We start from the raw sequence: 20,159 nt of genomic DNA on the forward strand, positions 1-20,159 counted from the left end.
CTGTTATTCATTTTTATTCCTTTAATTTATGGCGCAGGCCCAATTAAAACTAAACTTCTTGGACGTTCTACATAACCTTCACGACCATCTGGAATAATTTCGATTAAATCAATTTGTGTAGGTGTAATATTCACCACACGACCATGATTTACCCCCATATAGCTACCACGCTGGATACGCTCAATTTCACCATCAGGTGTTTGAATCAATGCCAAAATTTGACCATTTTGACGCATACTGCCTTTCATAGTCAGTGACTCAAGTGCGTAATTTTCCAGTGGTTGTAACTGGCGAGCAAGGTTCGGATAAACGCGCTTCCCTGCCATAATTTTAAGCTCTGCCGCCAATGAACTTGGCATAAATGGGCTTTTGAGCTGGTGTGCTGCATAGTTAAAGGTTGGTGCAGGCTCAAACACAGGTGCAGGTTCAATGGGTAGTGGTGGCTGATTACGAATTTCAGCCATTTGTGCATTGACTGCATCAATCCGTGAATCACATCCCACCATCAACAAAGTTGCCATCAGAGCCAACGAAAGCTTTTCAATTTTCATTATTTCGCTCCTCCAGCATTACCCGCGGTTTGTGCATCTGCACTGCCGACATAACGATAAGTTTTTGCTTGTGCTTTATAGGTCACTTGCGGAATATCGGTTTTCTTGTCTTTATTTTCAGTCGCCACAATTTCAAAGTCGTGCATGGTCACAATACGTGGCAATGCTGCTGTACCGCTTACGAATGAACCAAAGGCATGATAATCGCCTGTCGCTTCAATTGAAATTGGCTGTTCAATAAAGAACTCTTGTTTAATTTCGTTCTCTAAACGAATGTTTTTAAACTTCAAACCTGAATTCACGCCTGTGACGTTAATATCTTCAACTAAACCTGGAATTTCAGTTTCTTTTGGCAATTGTTCAAGTTGTTGGTTAAAGTTCGCTTCCATTTCTTGTAATTGCGCTTGGTATTGCTGCAAATTACGCAATTTAGAATCTTTTTCACGGAACTCATTTAACAAGTTTTGTTCTTGTGTATGTGCTGCTGCAATGGCATCTAACTTTGGCTTGATTACGACAAAGTAACCTAAAGCTAGAATCAGGAAAATAATAAAAATCCAGCAGGTAATTTTGACCGAAAGTGGCCAAGCACCATAATTGTTAGGATCTAGGGTATTGAACTGTTGAAAAAACTTTTCAACTGTCATTTTCTTTTTCGGAGCAACAGCAGCATCCTGATTTACTTCATCAAATTCATCGAGACTCATTGTGCTGCCCCCGCTGCTGATGTTGAATTAGATTCTGTTGGTGTTACTGGAATTGCAATTTCTTCTAAATCTGAAGTTACTACAAAAGTACCGTAACTTTCCTCTACACGAGGAACCACAGAGCTTGGTGCTTTATCTTTATTTTCTTCTTTAGCTAAGAATGAATTCATAAATGCATTGCGATACCACGGCGATGCTTCCAAATTACGCAAGAATTCAGCCACCGTATTTGGACTTTCAGCCTTGCCCTCAAAAGTGAATTTATTGCCTGTACGGCTCACTTTGGTTAAGTACATATTGCTTGGTGTCACACGCACCAATTCATCCACCAAACGCACGGCAATTGGACGCTGACTTTGTAGACCCTGAATAAGCTTCATGCGCTCAACAATGGCATTACGCTGTTCTTGCAAGCCTTCTAAAGATTTTAATTGTACATCTAGGTTTTGGTTGGTACTGATCACCAATTGATTGGCTTGTTCTTGATCTTGTAACTTCGCGTTGTAGAAGAACCACGCCAAAGCCACCAATAACATCCCAACAGCAGCCGCTGCAATACAAAATACAATAAATTCTTTTTTACGTTTTTCTCTTAGCTCATCGCGCCAAGGGAGTAAGTTAATCTTTGCCATTAATCAAAACTCCTCATTGCTAAACCACATGCCACCATCAATGACGGTGCATCACTTTCAATTCTTTTAATGTCGATTTGTGGAGAGAAGCCCATTTGCAAGAATGGATTGGCAATGGTCACACGGTAGCCCAGTTTTTGCTGCAACAATTTCGCAAGACCTGGAATATTGGCATTCCCCCCTGCCAATAAAATGTGATCAATTTCGTTAAATTGTGAAGATGAGAAAAAGAACTGCAATGAACGTGCAGCTTGTTGCACCACCGCTTCTAAGAACGGTTCGAGCACTTCTACATCGTAGTCATCTGGCAAAGTACGGCTTTTTTTCGCACGCCCTGCTTCTTCATACGACAAACCATAACGGTTTTGAATTTCTTGTGTCAGCTGCTTACCGCCAAAGGTTTGCTCGCGGGTATAAATAATTTTGTTATTTTGCAGTACCGACAAGGTGGTCATGGTGTGACCAATGTCTAGAATACCAATTGTGTTCACACCCATTGGCAGGGTATCGGAGAACACTTTAAAGGCATTTTCGATGGCAAAACTTTCGACATCGGCAATTTTGGCTGTCAAGCCGCCCAACTCCAATGCTTCTACTCGTGCTTCTACGTTTTCTAAACGTGTTGCAACCAGTAACACATTGACTCGGTTTGGATTGGCTAAACGGTCTGGTTGGACTTCAAAGTCTAGGCTGACTTCATCTAATGGGAATGGAATATATTGCTCGGCGTCCATACGAATTTGAACTTCACGCTCATCGCTAGTCATATCTGCATCCATTTCAATGATTTTGGTAATCACCATTGAGGTTGGAATTGCTAATGCTGCAGATGTAGATTGCGTGTTTGCTAAGTTCAATGCACGTTCAAGCGCATCCCCGACTGCTTCTGGATTGAGAATGTTTTTTTCAACCACACTGCCTTCTGGAAGTGGGACCAGCGCATAGCTCTCGACCCAGTATCTACCATTCTTAACAGAGAGTTCTAATAACTTAACAGAAGTAGAACTAATATCTACACCTATTAACCCCTTACTTGGCTTACGATATAACCTACGCACAATAGTACCATTCCTATTATTTTTTTATCCCCAAAAAAATTTAACCTACTAATCCACGCTGGTCTATAATTTTTTACGGATACAATAATTCATCTAACAATCCGTAAATCTACTCGCTATACTGACCAGCAATTAGTTTGCTATTAGCGCTTATTAAAACGCACTTGTTATGAAAAAGCTATCTTGTTCGGGTCGTGTTCATCCATTTTTTTTGATCATAATTATAATTTTGGTCGCAATACCGATGGGTTTCTATGGCATGTATCTCTATATTGCCCCATCTTTGCCAGAAATGACCACCTTAAAAAAAGCGCCATTATTAAAACCATTGCAGGTTTATAGTGCCGATAATGAGCTAATTGCCGAGTATGGCGGCAAGCTTTCTGTGCCTGTCGATTATGAACATATTCCTGAAAAATTCATTTTTGCGTTCTTAGCAGCCGAAGATTCTGCTTTTTTTGAACACAGTGGGATTAGCTTCAAAGGCTTGGGGCGCGCGGTGAGCGAGGCGGTAACAGGCTCCAATGTGCAAACTGGCGGCTCGACCATTACTATGCAAGTGGCAAAAAACTATTATCTCAGCCCTGATCGCACTTTAAAGCGTAAACTCACCGAAATCTTTTTAGCGCGTAAAATTGAACAAAACCTGAGCAAAGAAGAAATTTTGACCTTATACGTCAATAAAATCTTTTTGGGTAAAAATGCCTATGGCATCGCGGCAGCTGCCAAAATTTATTACAACAAAAGCCTAGAAGAACTGTCGATTGCACAAATGGCGATGATTGCAGGCCTACCTAAAGCACCTTCGCGCTACAATCCCGTGGTAAATCCTGAGCGTGCTTTGGAGCGTCGCAACTGGATTTTGGGACGTATGCTGCAACTGGGCTATATCAACCAAAATGAATACCAAAAAGCCATTGCTGAACCGATTAATTTAGATATGCCAGACCGCAGCATCAGCAATAAACATCCGTATATTGGTGAAATGGTGCGTGCTGAACTGGTCAGTAAATTTGGTGAACAAGCGGTTGATTCGGGCTATAAAGTTTACACCACGGTAGACAGCAAACGTCAAATGTACGCAGAACAGGCGGTACAAGAAGGCTTAGAAGCCTATGACCGTCGCCACGGCTGGCGTGGTGCAGAGGCACACGACAAACCGCTGAATGAGTTTCGTGCTTATGCCAACACCTACCCTGCGCAAGTCAGCAAAGTGCTGAATAATTCTTTTGAAGCGTTAATGCAAGATGGTACAACAGTTACTGTACCATGGTCAGGTATGTCTTGGGCGCGCCCCTATCGCAATGCCAACAGTGTAGGCAATGCGCCAAGTCGTGCGGCACAGATTGTAAAAGTCAAAGATATTGTCCGTTTACGTCCAAATGAAAATAAAACCGCTTGGTCATTGGTACAAGTCCCAAAAGTACAAGGTCAATTGGTCGCAATTAACCCGAATAATGGCGCCATTGAAGCGTTGGTTGGTGGCTATAACTTCTATCAATCTAAGTTCAACCGTACTTTACAAGGTTGGCGTCAACCGGGTTCTACCATTAAACCTTTTGTGTATGCACTGGCTTTAGAGCGTGGTATGACGCCACACACCATGGTCAATGACAGTCCAATCACCATTGGCAAATGGACGCCACGTAACTCCGATGGTCGTCATTTAGGTATGATTCCATTGCGTCGTGCGCTGTATTTATCTCGTAACACGGTTTCGGTGCGTTTATTGCAAAATGTGGGAATTGAGCGTACCCGCCAACTGTTCATGGATTTTGGATTACAGGAAGATCAGATTCCACGTAACTACACTATTGCATTGGGTACGCCACAAGTTCTTCCTATTCAAATGGCCACGGGCTATGCCACTTTTGCCAATGGGGGTTACCGTATCCAACCGCACTTCATTAACCGTATTGAAGATGCTTATGGCAAAGTGATTTATCAAGCTAATCCTGAATATGCGTGTATTGCTTGTATTAATGCCAAAGAACAAACGCTTGAAAGTGCCGAAGCCACTACACCAGATGATGAAGTGATTGAAGTCACCAATAAAAAACTGGCACAAGCTGAACAATATCCGAACTTATTGGCAGAGCGTAGTCAGTACAAACAGGCACAGCGTATTTTAAAATCTAGCTCGGCGTATGATATGTCCAATATTTTACGTGACGTAATTCAACACGGTACTGGACGTGCTGCACTTAGAATTGGTCGTGGTGATATTGGTGGCAAAACGGGAACCACCAACGATGCCAAAGACGCTTGGTTCGCAGGTTTCAACGGCAAACTGGTGACTGTGGCTTGGGTGGGCTTTGACCAACCTACCACTTTAGGACGTCGTGAATATGGGGGTGTCGCAGCGCTACCAATTTGGACAAACTTTATGGGCAATGCACTGAAAGGCACACCTGAAGCATGGGTGAGTTTAGACAGCAAAGCCAAAGCGCCACAACGTGAACTCAATCAAATGAATGCAGAACAGCAACAGGATTATCGTGCTTCACCGCCATTGGCACGTCCACTGTATCGACCTACACCTGTTGCGCCAGCACGTGCGCCTGAGCGAGATTTTGACGATTTACCAGGCGAGGAAGTGTTAATTCCTGAAAACGCTGCACCGCCTGCCATGCAAGCGCCAAACAACAGCCCTGCCAAACCTAATGCGGCCCCCAAACCTGCTCCCGATGCATTAGAAAACTTAATTGACGAAGTCTTATAACTACACAGACAAGCAGTCAGAAAAAGCCCTCTTACGCAAAGATGAGGGCTTTTTTATGGGCTATTTAAACTTACTTTTTCTGAAACAGATAAATTTGATGCTGTGCTGTCACGTCAAACTGGGTTTGCTGTTCCAAAGCCTGGCGACGCTCTGCTTTGGCTTTGTAAGCATAAGGTGTCATAGCAATTAAATGATTTAAATCGTTTTGATTGAGCTGTAACGGCGTTTCCACCACGCTAGCATCGACTAAATCAAAGTCATCTTGCAATTGAGCGATAAATTTTTCAGGTTCATGCGGCTTCACTTCTTCAAACAAAGCTTGACGCATCGCCAATAAATGCTCAGACGCAGGCGTTACTACCAACAAATAGCCTTGTGGTTTTAAAACCCGCAAAATTTCCTGTTGTGGAATTGGGCTAAACAAGCTGGTACATAAATCAATACAATGTTCTAAAACAGGCAAAGTTGCCCCTGTCCCCACCACCCAAGTCACTGCGGGATTCAGTTTCGCCGCCACTTGTACGGCATTCTTGGCAATATCCACCCCGACACACTGCAACACTTCGCCTTGCATGGCTGCGGTGTAATAGCCTTCACCACAGCCAATATCCAACAAATTTTCGATGCGTAAGGTGCGAATTTTTTGCACCACTACCTGTTGCAAGGGCGCATAATGCCCTGCACTTAAAAATGCGCGACGTGCCTGCACCGAAGCAGGTGTATCCCCCGGATTTTTACTGTGCTTATGCTGCACCACATGCAAATTGACGTAGCCTTGTTTCGCAACATCATAGCTGTGATTGCTGGCACAACGCCACGTTCGATCATGCAGTTGCAATACCTGACGACACACAGGACACATCAGCAAATTCATCATTTTCTCCAGAGTGAACCACATAAAAAAGTCGGCGAGTGCCGACTTTTAAAATTTTCGGTTGGATAGGCTTAACGTAATTTTAAAGTCATTAAACCTAAAACCACCAGCATAATTGTGATAATCCAGAAACGAATCACCACTTGAGTTTCACGCCAGCCTTTCTTTTCATAGTGGTGATGCAACGGCGCCATTAAGAATACCCGTTTATTGCGCATACGTAGTGAGCCAATTTGCAGGAATACCGAAATCGCTTCAACCACAAACACTCCGCCCATAATCGCAAACACGATTTCCTGACGTACCATCACGGCAATCGTACCCAGCATTGCCCCCAAAGACAGTGCACCGACATCGCCCATAAAGACTTGTGCAGGATGCGCGTTATACCACAGGAAGGCTAAGCCTGCTCCAATCATCGCGGCACAGATTACCACCAACTCAGACGCATATTTCACATAAGGGATATGCAAATAATCAGCAAAACGAACATCCCCCGCCAAGTAGGCAAAGACGCCCAAACCTGCCGCAACCAACACGATTGGCATAATTGCCAAACCATCTAAACCATCAGTCAGGTTCACCGCATTTGAGGCACCGTTAATTACCAAATAGGTAAAGATAATGAAGCCAATACCGAGTGGAATCAAAGACAAAGGAATGCTGAAATCTTTAAAGAATGGAATCAACACATCCAACATATCTGCAGTTTGTGCAGGATTTGGCTGTTGGGTTGCAATCACATACAACGCAATACCTGCACCCAATGATGCCACCGAAGTCCAAAAGAACTTTTTACGCGCAGGCAAACCCGCATTGTCTTTGTAGCGAATTTTAATCCAGTCATCTGCCCAGCCTACAGCGCCAAAAATGACCATGACCGCCAGTACAATCCAGACATAAGGGTTAGATAAATCTGCCCATAATAGGGTCGAAATACCAATGGAAAGCAGGATTAATACCCCGCCCATGGTTGGCGTACCCATTTTTTTTGCATGCCCTTCAGGTGCATAAGAGCTGACTGCTTGACCGTATTTTAATGCTTGCAGTTTACGAATCATCACAGGGCCAAGCACCAAGCCAATGCCAAGCGCAGTCAATACACTCAGTAATGAACGTAATGTTAAATAACGAACCACCTGAAACGAGCTGTTATAGCCCGCCAGCTGTTCAAATAACCATAACAGCATTTAAATTTTCTCCATCAATGCAGCCATCAACGTTTCCATATGGGTATAACGAGAACCTTTAAATAGGAAACTCATGGACTGAGGTTGATGTGTTTTTACCAGATCAATTAAAAACGGCAAGGCTTGTTCTTGAGTGACAAAAGCCTGTAATTTTTTTCCATATTGGGTACTGCGCGCACCTTCTTGGGTCGCAGGTGCAAATTCACCGACTGCCACCACAAAGTTGATGCCACGAATAGACACCAAGTCACGCCCCAACATATAGTGCTGTTGTGCTGCACTATTGCCCAACTCGCCAATATCACCAATGACCATAACCCGCACGCCTGTTTGCTGTGCAAGGACTTCGCCTGCAGCACGCATAGAGGTTGGATTGGCATTATAGGTGTCATCAATAAATAAATGCGTGCCTTGCTGAATAAAGTTCAAACGACCTTTTGCCCCTTGTGCCTGCTCCAAGCCTGCGACAATATCATCTAAACTTACACCAATTGCCAGTGCAAAAGCGGCAGCAGCCATAGCATTTTGTACATTGTGTTCACCTGCAAATGGCAAATGAATCTGACGCACACCATGCGTGGTATTTAAACAAAAACTTGCCGATTGTGGCTGCAACTGAATGTCTGTCGCAAACACATCACCGCCTTCACCAAAACTTAGACGCTGTTCTGACTGAACCGCTTGCTGAATCTGTTCGGCAAAATCATCGGCAGCAGGGACAATCGCTGTACCTTGCGAGGCAATATGTGCATAAATTTCAGACTTGGCCCGACAAATACCATCACGCCCACCAAACTCACCCAAATGCGCAGTACCAATATTGATAATGCCTGCCACCTGCGGCTGCACCAAGTTTGAGGTGTAATCGATTTCACCTTGATGACTGGCGCCCAATTCCATCACTGCATATTGATGGCTAGCATTCAACTCCAATAACATCATCGGCACACCCAAGTCATTATTCAGGTTGCCACGGGTAATTAAAGTCGATGCCAAACGTGACAAAATACTACCGAGCATTTCTTTAGTGGTGGTTTTACCGCTACTGCCTGTTAACGCAATCACTTTTAATTGAGGATGTTGCTGACGACGAAATGCGCCCAAGTGTCCTAAAGCTAAACGGGTATCAGGCACGACCAATTGGCAAATATCTGCGTCTACAGGCTGGCTGACAATTGCCATAGAACAGCCCTGAGTCGCTACTTGTGCCACAAAATCATGCGCATCAAAACGCTCACCTTTTAAAGCCAAAAAGGCATCGCCTGCTTCGGCATGACGTGAATCGGTTAAAATACGTTTAATCTCGCCTTGCGGTGCTTGCCCATTGAACCAATAACCCTGTGTTGCCTGTTTGAGTTGTTCGGCAGTCCAAGGTTCTAAAATTGCGGTACTGGTGGTGGAAGTGTGCATACAAATTCCTTATTGGGCAGGATAAGCAGAAGGTGAACAATGCTGTGCATCTATCGCAGATTGCACTTCAACCACATCGTCAAACCAGTGTCTTACCCCATCTATTTCTTGATAGTTTTCATGACCTTTGCCTGCAATCAAGACAATATCGCCTGACTGTGCATGTTTGACTGCATATTTAATCGCTTCACGACGATCATGAATTTCATGGCTCTGTGCCACCGACAAATCGACACCTGTCTGCATATCGGCAAAAATTTGCAAAGGATCTTCTGTACGCGGGTTATCAGAAGTCAAAAGCACAACATTGGCATAGTCCAATGCCGCTTGGGTCATCAGTGGGCGTTTACCACGATCCCGATCTCCACCGCAGCCAAACACCGCCCAAAGCTGTGCGCTAACATGGCGTTTTAAGGTTTGCAACACTTGAATTAGGGCATCTGGCGTGTGTGCATAATCCACCACAAATAAACGCTCTGCATCACGCAACACTTGCATACGCCCCGGTGCGCCTTTAAGTTGTGCAGTCGTGTGTATTAAATCCTGTAATGCAAAACCTGCTTGCTCTGCTGCGATTAAACTCGCGACCAAGTTTTCAACATTAAAATGTCCGAGCAACGGACTTTGCACCACATATTCTGCCGTAGCAGTTTGTAGATGGAAACGTACACCATTCAGACTGTATTCAATCTGCTGTACTTGATAGTCTGCCGCTTGCTGCATGGAATAAGTCAAAATTTTCGGTTGCGCAGGGTTCTGTTGCGCCGCTTGCAACATGATCCCAGCATATTCATCATCTAAATTGACAATTGCAACTTTTAAACTGGCAAACTGAAACAGCATGGCTTTGGCTGCAGCATACGCCTCTAAAGTACCGTGATAATCCAAATGATCACGGCTCAGGTTGCTATATACCGCAATTTCAATATCGCAGCCATTTAAGCGCCCTTGCTCCAAACCATGTGAACTGGCTTCAATTGCGGCAAATTTTGCCCCCTGTTGTGCATAGCTGTATAAAGCATTTTGCAGTTGCAAGGCATCTAAAGTGGTATGTGTTGAAGCTTCCAAATTAGGCAAAATTCCGTTGCCTGTGGTGCCCATTACCGCACAGCGTTGGGCTTGTAACATTAACAACTCAGCAATTAAGCGGGAAATCGTGGTTTTACCATTGGTGCCCGTGACTGCAAGCATACGCGCTAAAGGTACAGGCTGTCGTGCTTGTAAATATTGTTTTTGCCACTGTCCCATGCGCTGACGCACATCTGGCACCACCAAATTATTGGCAACTGCCAGTTCAGTTTCCGAAATCACCGCCAAAGCACCTTGATCTAAAGCTGCTTGTGCAAATTGTGCGGTTTTTTCAGGCTGCGACAAACTGGTCAGGGCAATAAAAATTTGCCCTGCTGTCACATGGCGGCTGTCGAGTTGAAAGCCCTGAAAGTCTTGTATCATCCAATCTGCAACGCGGGAACTGCGATAAATATTTTGAAAGCTGATAGACATGCGTCACCTGTTATTGGATGTTGGGAGTTTCTAAAGGTTTATCTAAAGGTACGTTCATTAAACGTAAAGATTCTTGCATCACACGAGCAAATACAGGCGCTGCCACCAAACCACCATAATACTGTCCTGTTGGATTTTCCACCACGACAACCATGGCTAAACGCGGATCACTGACTGGCGCAACCCCAGCAAACAAGGCACGATATTCAGTCTGTGAATAGCCTTTGCGGTCTGCACGAAGTTTATGCGCTGTTCCCGTTTTACCTGCAACCCGATAGCCTGGAATATTGGCTTGACGTGCCGTACCACCGGGTAACGTTACGGCTTCCATCATCAGTAGAACTTGATCGGCAATTTTAGCATCAACAATTTGTTCGCCTTTAGGCTGTTCTTCTAATTTGTATAAACTCAGCGGCATTTTTACGCCTTTATTGGCAAGCATGGCATAGGCATCTGCCAATTGCAGCACAGTGGCGTTCAAACCATAACCATAAGACATGGTCGCCACTTCCGACACATTCCACTTGCTTGGCGGCAAAATTAAACCTGCACTTTCACCCGGAAATTTCACTGCAGAACGCGCACCAAACCCTAAACGCTTATAAAAAGTCGGTAAGGTTGCATACGGTAAAGATAAAGCAATTTTCGCCACACCCACGTTTGACGATTTTTGGATAATTCCCGCCAAAGTCAGTGAGCCATAATTGTGGGTATCACGAATGGTGTGATTACCCACCCGCATTGAACCACCACTTAAATTGACCACGGTATTCGGTGAATATTTGCCACTTTCCAGTGCCATTGCCACCGTCATAGGCTTCATGGTCGAACCCGGTTCAAAAGAATCCACCGCACCACGGTTACGCATGGCATCTTTATTGGACAAACTTTTTTTGTCATTCGGGTTATACGACGGCCAACTGGTCATCGCCAAAATTTCACCCGTTTTCACATCTACCGCAATTGCTGTGGCTGAACGGGCATTATTTGCCACCCCTGCTGCAGTCAATTCACGATACATAATGTATTGCAAACGTGAATCGATACTCAGGGTAATATTTTCGCCCGGTTCAACCTCTCTCACCACTTCTGGGTCTTTGACACGGTTACCCTTTTTATCGCGCACGATTTGCTGTTCGCCATCCACGCCTGCCAAGCGGGTATTTAGCTGCATTTCCAAGCCTTCAATGCCTGTGCCTTCACTATTGGTCAAACCAATAATTTGTGCATTCGGCTGTGGCTGCGGGTAATAACGCTTATAGTTTTTCTCGGTATATACCCCTTGGAAATTACGTTTTAGAATCAGCTCTGCCTGTTGCGGCGGCACTTCTTTTTGTAAAACCAAATAACGTGAACGCGGACGCTCGTTCATTTTATTTTTCAGTTCTTGGCGATCCATCCCAACTGCATCGGCAAGTTCATCTAAATTCAAGTTTTTATCTGGCAATTGACGCTGCAATTTACGACTGGTCGGATTTTTTTCCAACTCGGCTGTAATTTCTTCAAACAGTTTTTTATTGTCAAAATAATCACGTGGATCAATCACCACTTTCATTACAGGGGTACTAATTGCCAAAGGCACACCGTGGCGATCATAAATCACCCCGCGCATAGCTTTGAGCTTTTCTGTTCTTAAAATATTGGCATTGGCTTTGTTTTGTAAAAAGTCATGGTTCACAATTTGCACATAAAAAGCACGTCCCACCAGTGCCACGAACACCAGCAGTACCACAGCCCACATTAAGTAAAAACGCCACATTTCTACATGAATGGCATTTTTTCCAGTTACCGATTGCTGTTTCTTTCGGGTTTGCTTTTTACGCGTATCGACCATGTGCAACTCGCCTTATTGTTGTTCTGAGGTTGTAGGCAAAGAAATCACCACAGTTTGCGGTGCGGGCGGTGAATACATACGCAGTTGCGTCACCGCACGGGTGCCAATTTGTGCAGTTGCACCAAAGGTCTGCTGTTCAATTAACAAACGTCCCCATTCGGCATTTAAGTCATCTCGCTCGCGCATATAAGAACTCAGCTCACGATAATCATGGCGATATTCAAACACTTGAAACACCACCATAATCGCGCTGATAAACACCAGCGCCAATAAAATAAAATAGGCGACCATTTTTTTCAGTCGCACTTGAGATTGATTTTTTTTAACGGTTTCAGTTTTCATTATTGGCCTTTTCAAGCTAATCTTTCTGCAACACGTAGCCATGCGCTGCGTGAGCGTGGATTGGCTTTGACTTCTTCATCACTGGCACGCACACGTGAGATTTTTTTCAATCGACGTGTATCTTGTTGCTGTTGTGGCAAGCCCCAACCTGAATCTTCAGGCAGGCTCGATTCTTTTTGAATAAACTGTTTAATTAAACGATCTTCCAAAGAGTGGAAGCTAATTACAGCCAAACGACCTTCGGGTTTTAATACCTCAACCGCCTGCGGTAAGAAGTTTTCAATATCTTCTAATTCTTTATTAATCGCAATACGAATTGCCTGAAAAGTACGCGTTGCAGCGTGTTTGTTTTTTTCCCACTTCGGATGGGCAACTTTTACAATTTCAGCCAATTGTGCGGTGGTTTCAATATAACCCGCCTGTTTAATGGCTTTGGCAATACGGCGGCTATAACGTTCTTCACCATATTGAAAAATCACATTGGCTAAGGCTTCTTCTTCAATATCCACCAGCCATTCTGCTGCAGTCGGGCCTTGTGAATTGTCCATACGCATATCAAGCGGGCCGTCTTTCATAAAGCTAAAACCGCGTTCTGCCTGATCTAGCTGTGGTGACGACACGCCTAAATCGGCCATCACACCATCGACCTGAGTGACGCCCAAATCATTCAACGCTTGCTGCATATCAGCAAAACTGGCATGAATAATTTGAAAGCGCGAATCTTGCTGCGCCAATTCTGCTGCCACGGCCAAAGCTTGTGGATCTTTATCAAAGGCATAAACTCGCGCCTGCGCATCCAATTTGGATAACAACAAACGCGTGTGTCCACCTCGTCCAAAGGTGGCATCGACATAAATTCCTGTATTGCGATCTGCCAACACGGCATCAACAGTTTCATGAAGTAATACAGAAATATGCGACATAAGGTTCAATCAATACAGCTAAAATGTAACTGCACATTATTACCTTGTTTTGGCAAAGCTCCAAACGTCTTTTTGTAGATAAATATTACTTTCCATAGGGAAAACCGTTTTTGACTTTTTTAAAGCACAAAAAAATCTCCGTAGAGATTTTTTTGTGTGCCAATCCAATAAAAGATTAGCCGAAAATGGATATCTGTTTAACGCTTAGTATTATAAATTTGGTCGAAAATCGCACCATTCACAAAATGTGTTTTTTGTGCATTTTCCCAGCCACCGAACACTTCATCAATCGTGAAGGTTTTTAATTTCGGGAATTGTGCTGCATATTTTGCAAGGACTTTTTCATTACGTGGACGGTAGAAATGCTTAGCCGCCATTTCCTGACCTAAAGGTGAATATAAATAGTTGATATAGCCTGTCGCTAACCATTTATTGCCATTTTTTTCTACTGTGCGGTCTACGATTGCCACCGAAGGTTCAGTCAAAATAGAAATAGATGGATAAACAATATCAAACTTGTCTTTGCCTAAGGTTTTTAAAGTTACAAGGGCTTCATTTTCCCAAGTCAACAACACATCACCAATGCCACGTTCAGCAAATGTAGTCATCGACGCACGTGCTGCCGAATCCATCACTTTTACATTGTGGTACATCTTGCCCACAAATTCTTGCGCTTTGGCCTTAGAGCCGCCCGGCTGCTTTTCTGCATAACCCCAAGCCGATAAATACACCCAACGTGGCAAACCACCTGTTTTCGGGTTAGGGGTAATAATTTGTACGCCTGGTTTGGTTAAGTCATTCCAGTCTTTAATGTTTTTCGGATTGCCTTTACGCACCATAAAGACGATGGTCGAGGTATAAGGCGCAGAGTTATGAGGAAATTCTTTTTGCCAACCTGCTTGGATTTGACCTGACTTTACAATTTCTTCAATGTCATTCGCCAATGCCAAAGTGACGACATCGCCCTTTAAACCATCGACCACAGAACGCGCTTGCTTGCCTGAACCACCATGTGATTGTTTAAAGTTGACGTCTAAACCTGTACGTTTTTTCCAGTACTGACCAAACGACTTGTTAAATTCATCATAAAATTCGCGGGTCGCATCATACGATACATTTAAAAACTGACGATCTGCAGCCTGAGCAGTCGTTGCAGCAAAACCTGTTGCCAATAGCGCAGCAGCCAATAAAGCTTTCAATTGAGTTTTCATTACAGCACACATCACCTTTAATCTGTCGCTCAATATATGCAATGCTCAGGCGCTGCGCAATTTGTAAAAAACATGCAAAAAATGATTAAATTCAAATAATTTAGCTTTAATTAATTGTTTTTAATCAATTTAATTCAAGATGCGGCGTTTATTCCAAATTTATACCTTTTTATGGATTAGATATATAAAAAGTGAATAAAACTTTGATCCGTTTTTAGACTCAACGGTAAAATAAGCGACATCACAGCAATCAAACCCGCTTCAAAACTATTTTATTGTGACTTTTGTAACAATCTTCACGATATCTCCACAGTTGTTTGTTACAACATGTTCTAAATCAAAGATCATCTGAAAAATCGGTATATAGTGAGTAAATGATGATAAAGATCTTATTAAGAGTGTGACGCAAATCTACTTTTGTTATGATTTTTGTGATTAAATATTAAAGTGATTAAAACAATTTATAAATTGTGAGTTCATTCATAAAGGAAAGGGGGAATCAAGATGAAATCTAAACTCATATGCGCAGCATTACTCACTTTAAGCACAGTCAGTCACAGTGCTGTGATCAAGTCTACTGAAAGTAAAACCCATTTAACTGCGGAAAAGGGGTCTTTAATTGAAAAAGCCCTTACCCAACAAAAACAGGCAGACAAGCAAAAGTTTGAATCAAATAATGATTTAAAAGTGCTGACTTCAATTAATCTTGCCCCAACTCAAAATTTCTTTGCCTTGCAAAATCAGCGTTTTAGCCGTTTCGTACAAGCCTTATTCCCGCAAGGTAACTCATAAGTCTGCATCAAACTCACTGCCTTTAATCCCCTTTTCAAATGCAGTTGAAACGCCCAAGTACAGAATGTTGAATTTAACATTAAGTACTTGGGCTTTTTCGTTATAATGGTTGCAATTTACATTTTGAATTAATTTTTGCTTATGACTGTTCGTACTCGTATCGCGCCTTCTCCTACTGGTTTCCCGCACGTGGGAACAGCGTATATCGCCTTGTTTAACTTATGTTTTGCCAAACAACACGGTGGTGAATTTATTCTTCGTATTGAAGATACTGACCAACTGCGCTCAACCCCTGAATCTGAAAAAATGATTTTGGATTCATTGCGTTGGTTAGGCTTAAATTGGGCAGAAGGTCCAGATATCGGCGGCCCACATGCACCGTATCGCCAATCTGAACGTATGGATATTTATAAGCAATACGCCTTGCAATTGGTTGAACAAGGGCATGCTTTCTATTGCTTCGCTACTAGCGAAGAACTAGATCAAATGCGTGCAGAACAACAAGCACGTGGTGAAAGCCCGCGCTACGATGGTCGTGGTTTAAACTTGTCTGCAGATGAAGTGCAGCGTCGTTTAGCGGCAGGCGAAGCGCATGTTATTCGTATGAAAGTGCCAACCGAAGGCGTATGTAAATTTAATGACATGCTGCGCGGTGAAGTGGAAATTCCATGGGCGCAAGTCGATATGCAAATTTTGCTGAAAACAGATGGCTTGCCAACTTACCATTTGGCCAACGTGGTCGATGACCATTTGATGCAAATCACTCACGTGATTCGTGGTGAAGAATGGATTCCATCGGCACCGAAACACCAATTGCTTTATCAATATTTTGGTTGGGATATGCCTGTGTTATGCCACATGCCATTGTTGCGTAACCCAGACAAATCAAAATTATCTAAACGTAAAAACCCAACTTCAATCAACTACTACAAAGACATTGGCGTATTACCTGAAGCTTTGCTGAACTATTTAGGTCGCATGGGTTGGTCAATGCCAGATGAAAGTGAAAAATTCACCTTAGCCGAAATGATTGAACACTTTGATATTCAACGTGTTTCACTAGGCGGCCCTATCTTTGATGTGGAAAAACTCAATTGGCTGAATGGTCAATGGATTAAAGCGCTTTCACCTGCTGAGCTGCTAGATACCTTATTGGCTTGGAAAGCAGATCGTGCCAAATTGGAAGAGATTGCTGCCGCGATTCAACCGCGTATTCATTTACTCTCAGAAGCGGTCAATTGGTCTGCACATTACTTCAACCATTTCCCAAGCTTGAGCAAGGAACAGTTTGAAAGTAAAAAACTGTCTGAAGAACAAGTGCGTCAAAGCCTACAATTTGCAATTTGGCGTTTAGAAAGTCTATTTACTTGGAACCACGACACGGTGAGCCAAACCCTAATGGATTTAGCCAACCAAATGGAAATCAAATTGCGTGATTTCATGCCTGCGTTCTTTATTGCAATTGCAGGTTCAACCGCATCTACACCTGTGATGCAAACCATGGTCACCATTGGTCCTGACCTGACCTTTGCGCGTTTGCGTCATGCCTTAGAAGTGGTTGGCGGACCAAGCAAAAAAGAAGTTAAAGTCTGGGAAAAACTGAATGAAAGCATCAAATTGCCGAAAAATGATGCAATTGATCCAGCTTAATTCATTTTTTTGTTGACGTGTGCGCGCAATAGCCCTAATATTGCGCTCACACAGACTGGGGTCATAGCTCAGTTGGTAGAGCGCTACAATGGCATTGTAGAGGTCAGCGGTTCGATCCCGCTTGACTCCACCAAGTTTAAATAAGGCTTTACCTGTGTTGCCTCATCAAGTCCCTATCGTCTAGAGGCCTAGGACATCGCCCTTTCACGGCGGTAACCGGGGTTCGAATCCCCGTAGGGACGCCATATTCAAGATGAATATAAATTCACTTATCTTCATCTTATAATAAAGCTCAAGCAATGACTTGGGCTTTTTTATTGCCCTGTTTTCTGACAGACTGTTTTTGATTTGCCGTACATTTGGTTAGAATAACGATCAGATTAGAATTTTGGAGTTGTAATGCAATACCGATGCCCTAAATGTCAAAGCCCAAAAATCATGCCTGTTGCACAGGCAGGTCAAGCAACGCCACGTCCTGTTGTGCCTAAAAGCTTGGTGATGCTTATTCCAGCGGTATTTGTCTTATTACTTCTTGTCTTGATCAGTATCGCCATGTGGATTTTTGGTGATGGTGCAGGCACAACCTTACAAAGCATTACTGTGGCGGTATTTGTGCTGTGTGTAATTGCAGGTTTCTTGTTTTATCGTGATTTGCCTGATTTCAAAATTTCTATGCAAGCCTTTATGCAGTCACAAAAAAAATGGAAGTGCCGTGAATGTGCACATGAGTGGGAAGTTTAAACCTCACTGGTCTACATCTAGATTAAGAAAAATGTTGCTAGGTTGATCACAAGACCACATCATCGAGCAAATATAAAAAAACCAGCCTTCTCGGCTGGTTTTTTTAATGAGAACTCAAGTTTTTAGACTTAAGCGCCAATTTTACGGTATTTGCTACGTTTGGTTGCCAGATCATCACCATATTTCTTGCGGCGATATTCTTCAAACTCAGTATAGTTACCTGTAAAGAATTCTGGTTGCTCATCTTCGAATGACAAGATGTGCGTTGCAATACGGTCTAGGAACCAACGGTCGTGCGATACCACCATCACTGTACCTGGGAAGACTAAAATTGCATCTTCCAGTGCACGTAAAGTTTCAATATCCAAGTCGTTTGATGGCTCATCCAGCAAGATCACGTTTGCGCCCTGCTGTAGAATTTTTGCCAGTTGTAAACGGTTACGCTCACCACCCGACAATTCACCAACGCGTTTTTGCTGATCCTGACCTTTAAAGTTAAAGCGACCAATATAAGCACGCGATGCAATTTCATAATCGCCCACTTTCAAAATGTCTAAACCGCCAGAAACTTCTTCCCAAACAGTTTTGTCATCATCTAGAGTGTCACGAATCTGACCGACATAAGCCACTTTTACCGAGTCACCTAAAGTCACGCTGCCCGTATCAGGTTGCTGCTCGCCAGTCATCATACGGAATAAAGTCGTTTTACCCGCACCGTTTGGACCGACAATCCCCACAATCGCTGCAGGCGGCACAGTAAAGGAAAGGTTTTCGTAAAGTAAGCGATCACCAAATGACTTGCTGATGTTTTCCACTTCCACCACTTTGTTCCCTAAACGTGGGCCAGGTGGAATATAAATTTCAGAAGTTTCGTTACGCTGTTGGAATTCACGCGAGTTAAGCTCTTCAAAACGCTCCATACGCGCTTTGTTTTTCTTTTGCTGGCCTTTCGCATTGGAACGTACCCATTCCAATTCTTTTTTCAAGGCTTTAGCAAAAGATTCTTCTTGCTTCTGTTCTTGCTCTAAACGGTTATTTTTCTGCTCTAACCATGAAGAGTAGTTACCTTGATATGGAATACCATGTCCACGGTCAAGTTCTAAAATCCATTCTGCAACGTTATCCAAGAAGTAACGGTCGTGGGTAATTGCCACAATCGTACCTGGGAAGTCTTTTAAGAAACGCTCTAACCAAGATACAGATTCTGCATCCAAGTGGTTCGTCGGCTCGTCTAGAAGCAGCATGTCTGGTTTAGACAATAACAAACGGCATAAAGCCACACGACGACGCTCACCACCCGATAATTTGTTAACATCAGCATCCCAAGCTGGCAAATTTAATGCTGCCGCTGCTTGTTCAAGCTGATTGTTCAGGTTGTGTGCATCCCAAGTTTGGATAATCGCTTCTAACTTCTCTTGCTCTTTTGCAAGTTTGTCGAAATCTGCATCTGGATCTGCATATTCTGCAAAAACTTGGTCTAAACGCTCTAAAGCATCTAAAGCTTCACGCACACCATCTTCCACGTTGCCGCGTACATCTTTGCTCGGGTCTAGTGGTGGTTCTTGCTCAAGATAACCAATTTTGATGCCTGGCTGTGCACGAGCTTCACCAGAGAAATCTTTATCTACGCCCGCCATAATACGGAGCAAAGTCGATTTACCTGCACCGTTTAAACCAAGCACACCAATTTTCGCACCTGGGAAAAATGATAAGGAGATGTCTTTCAAGATTTCGCGCTTAGGCGGAACCATTTTCGACACTCGGTTCATCGTATAAATATATTGGGCCACGTAGGACTCCTCAATAGAAAACCAAATCTGGGGCTCAGATGAGCAGCCCCTGCTCTAATGAGCGAAAAAATAATCGGGTATTATACCTGAATACGGAGAAAAAATAAGACACCACAAACATCTTGCATGCTTTGTTACAACTCTAGCGATCAGCGGATAAGCACAGGACTTTTTGCCTGCTATATCAAATTTACAGCTAAATATTGCAGCATTTTTACACTTTCTTTCA

17 protein-coding genes and 2 tRNA genes are annotated in these 20,159 nt (G+C 43.3%); 6 read left to right on the top strand and 13 right to left on the bottom strand.

Translation table 11 applies throughout. The features are described 5' to 3' along the window. Positions 1–26: 26 nt before the first annotated feature. The 4 genes from FTT78_RS01685 to FTT78_RS01700 are packed head-to-tail and all read right to left on the bottom strand — an operon-like array spanning position 27 to position 2,948. A complete protein-coding gene (locus FTT78_RS01685; protein WP_179997195.1) occupies positions 27–551 on the bottom strand; it encodes a pilus assembly protein PilP in 525 nt (174 codons plus the stop codon). Further along, a complete protein-coding gene (locus FTT78_RS01690; RefSeq protein WP_004974463.1) occupies positions 551–1,258 on the bottom strand; it encodes a type 4a pilus biogenesis protein PilO in 708 nt (235 codons plus the stop codon). The genes FTT78_RS01685 and FTT78_RS01690 overlap by 1 nt, the downstream gene beginning before the upstream one ends. Next, the gene (locus FTT78_RS01695) at positions 1,255–1,890 is read right to left on the bottom strand and encodes a PilN domain-containing protein (RefSeq protein WP_179995887.1); all 636 of its coding nucleotides are present in this window, start codon (positions 1,888–1,890) and stop codon (positions 1,255–1,257) included. The genes FTT78_RS01690 and FTT78_RS01695 overlap by 4 nt, the downstream gene beginning before the upstream one ends. Continuing rightward, a complete protein-coding gene (locus FTT78_RS01700; protein WP_004974460.1) occupies positions 1,890–2,948 on the bottom strand; it encodes a pilus assembly protein PilM in 1,059 nt (352 codons plus the stop codon). The genes FTT78_RS01695 and FTT78_RS01700 overlap by 1 nt, the downstream gene beginning before the upstream one ends. A 169-nt stretch (positions 2,949–3,117) precedes the next feature. Here FTT78_RS01700 and ponA point away from each other — a divergent pair, with 169 nt between their 5' ends. Beyond that, positions 3,118–5,670: a penicillin-binding protein PBP1a gene (gene ponA / locus FTT78_RS01705; protein ID WP_180043456.1), complete on the top strand. Its 2,553-nt coding sequence runs from the start codon at positions 3,118–3,120 to the stop codon at positions 5,668–5,670. A gap of 70 nt (positions 5,671–5,740) precedes the next feature. Here the strand turns inward: ponA and FTT78_RS01710 are convergent, their stop codons facing one another. The 8 genes from FTT78_RS01710 to FTT78_RS01745 all read right to left on the bottom strand — a co-directional run bounded on the left by FTT78_RS01710 (position 5,741) and on the right by FTT78_RS01745 (position 14,957). Then, positions 5,741–6,544: a putative RNA methyltransferase gene (locus FTT78_RS01710; RefSeq protein ID WP_180043458.1), complete on the bottom strand. Its 804-nt coding sequence runs from the start codon at positions 6,542–6,544 to the stop codon at positions 5,741–5,743. A gap of 71 nt (positions 6,545–6,615) precedes the next feature. Then, entirely contained in the window at positions 6,616–7,734 is a 1,119-nt protein-coding gene (gene mraY / locus FTT78_RS01715; RefSeq protein WP_019836136.1) for a phospho-N-acetylmuramoyl-pentapeptide-transferase, read from the bottom strand. Then, positions 7,735–9,144 carry a UDP-N-acetylmuramoyl-tripeptide--D-alanyl-D-alanine ligase gene (murF, locus tag FTT78_RS01720; protein ID WP_180043460.1) on the bottom strand — a complete coding sequence of 470 codons (1,410 nt, stop codon included), beginning with the start codon at positions 9,142–9,144 and terminating at the stop codon, positions 7,735–7,737. A 9-nt stretch (positions 9,145–9,153) separates the two neighbouring features. Then, a complete protein-coding gene (locus tag FTT78_RS01725; protein ID WP_180043462.1) occupies positions 9,154–10,647 on the bottom strand; it encodes a UDP-N-acetylmuramoyl-L-alanyl-D-glutamate--2,6-diaminopimelate ligase in 1,494 nt (497 codons plus the stop codon). 10 nt (positions 10,648–10,657) lie between these two features. Then, a complete protein-coding gene (gene ftsI / locus FTT78_RS01730) occupies positions 10,658–12,481 on the bottom strand; it encodes a penicillin-binding protein PBP3 (protein WP_131260649.1) in 1,824 nt (607 codons plus the stop codon). Positions 12,482–12,493: 12 nt separating this feature from the next. Continuing rightward, the gene (ftsL, locus tag FTT78_RS01735) at positions 12,494–12,823 is read right to left on the bottom strand and encodes a cell division protein FtsL (protein WP_136144459.1); all 330 of its coding nucleotides are present in this window, start codon (positions 12,821–12,823) and stop codon (positions 12,494–12,496) included. 11 nt (positions 12,824–12,834) lie between these two features. Continuing rightward, entirely contained in the window at positions 12,835–13,746 is a 912-nt protein-coding gene (gene rsmH / locus FTT78_RS01740) for a 16S rRNA (cytosine(1402)-N(4))-methyltransferase RsmH (protein WP_004974437.1), read from the bottom strand. Positions 13,747–13,943: 197 nt separating this feature from the next. Next, complete coding sequence (locus tag FTT78_RS01745) at positions 13,944–14,957, bottom strand: sulfate ABC transporter substrate-binding protein (RefSeq protein ID WP_096901291.1); 1,014 nt, start codon at positions 14,955–14,957, stop codon at positions 13,944–13,946. A gap of 504 nt (positions 14,958–15,461) precedes the next feature. Between FTT78_RS01745 and FTT78_RS01750 the strand changes: the two genes are divergently transcribed. The 5 genes from FTT78_RS01750 (at position 15,462) to FTT78_RS01770 (ending at position 18,140) form a co-directional block, all read left to right on the top strand. Continuing rightward, entirely contained in the window at positions 15,462–15,749 is a 288-nt protein-coding gene (locus FTT78_RS01750; RefSeq protein WP_178867217.1) for a hypothetical protein, read from the top strand. Positions 15,750–15,890: 141 nt separating this feature from the next. Next, positions 15,891–17,399, top strand: coding sequence for a glutamate--tRNA ligase (gene gltX / locus FTT78_RS01755; RefSeq protein ID WP_180043464.1), 1,509 nt, complete (start codon positions 15,891–15,893; stop codon positions 17,397–17,399). Between the two features lie 57 nt (positions 17,400–17,456). Continuing rightward, positions 17,457–17,532, top strand: a tRNA-Ala gene (locus tag FTT78_RS01760). Positions 17,533–17,568: 36 nt separating this feature from the next. Continuing rightward, positions 17,569–17,644: transfer RNA gene (locus FTT78_RS01765), tRNA-Glu, on the top strand. A 154-nt stretch (positions 17,645–17,798) separates the two neighbouring features. Beyond that, the gene (locus FTT78_RS01770) at positions 17,799–18,140 is read left to right on the top strand and encodes a hypothetical protein (protein WP_180043467.1); all 342 of its coding nucleotides are present in this window, start codon (positions 17,799–17,801) and stop codon (positions 18,138–18,140) included. Between the two features lie 128 nt (positions 18,141–18,268). On the opposite strand, the gene ettA is transcribed toward FTT78_RS01770, so the two are convergent. Continuing rightward, positions 18,269–19,930 carry an energy-dependent translational throttle protein EttA gene (gene ettA, locus FTT78_RS01775; protein ID WP_004974427.1) on the bottom strand — a complete coding sequence of 554 codons (1,662 nt, stop codon included), beginning with the start codon at positions 19,928–19,930 and terminating at the stop codon, positions 18,269–18,271. Positions 19,931–20,159 lie beyond the last annotated feature (229 nt).

Origin of the sequence: Acinetobacter sp. YH01011, from assembly GCF_013420785.1 — a bacterium.
Classification (GTDB): domain Bacteria; phylum Pseudomonadota; class Gammaproteobacteria; order Pseudomonadales; family Moraxellaceae; genus Acinetobacter; species Acinetobacter towneri.